A 745-nucleotide genomic window follows, 5' to 3' on the forward strand; every position below is an offset into this window, starting at 1 on the left:
CCGCACCCAGGGCAGGACGACAAACAGGCGGGGCCGGCGGGCGCGGCGCCCGCCAAGCCTATGAAAGGGTCGCCGAGTCCCGACGTGGGCACGGGCGATGAATCGTGGGTGCTGAACCTGTGGCGGCGCGGGTGCCGCGAGCCGGCGCTGATGTTTTCAGCGGCGTACGTGCTGGTGGGTTTCCTGGGGCTGTGGTCGAGCGCGTGGTTCTACCACGGCTTCGGCATCAGCATTGCCGATTACCTGCAGGCCAGCGATTACCTGGTGGCGGGCCTGCGCGACCCGGGCAGTGTGCTGATCTTCGCCATCGGCGTGCTGCTGGCGGTACTGGTGAGCTGGCCGGAGGCGCTGCGCCGCCGTTACCCGGACTACGTGGCCGACCTGCGCCGGCGACGCTGGTGGGCGCGCATGGCGTTTCCGAAGGCGCGGATCATGACCTGGGACGGCATTGGCATCCACCCCATCACCGGGGTGAGCCTGGTGGTGGCGTTGTTCATGCTGTTGGGCTCGGCGGTGTACATGCAGACCAAGGGCGAACTGGTGCGCGAGAAGCGCCGCGGCACGCCGGCGCGCGTGCAAATGCTGGGCGATGCGCCGCCGCAGCCCGGCCAGGCGCGCTTGCTGGGTAGCAGCAGCGCCTTTCTCTACCTGTTGTGGCCGGCGCAGCAGCGCGCCGCGACTGTGCCCACCACCTCGGTCCACTAGGTCCAGGCCGTACCCAGCACAGTGCACGAAGCCACGGCGG

General features: G+C 69.7%; 1 protein-coding gene. It reads left to right on the plus strand.

Going from position 1 to position 745, the window contains the following annotated elements:
• Positions 1-84: 84 nt before the first annotated feature.
• Positions 85-705 carry a hypothetical protein gene (locus ABB33_RS00250; protein ID WP_082594913.1) on the plus strand — a complete coding sequence of 207 codons (621 nt, stop codon included), beginning with the start codon at positions 85-87 and terminating at the stop codon, positions 703-705.
• Positions 706-745: the final 40 nt, after the last annotated feature.

The sequence above is a fragment of the Stenotrophomonas acidaminiphila genome, assembly GCF_001431595.1.
Taxonomy (GTDB): domain Bacteria; phylum Pseudomonadota; class Gammaproteobacteria; order Xanthomonadales; family Xanthomonadaceae; genus Stenotrophomonas; species Stenotrophomonas acidaminiphila.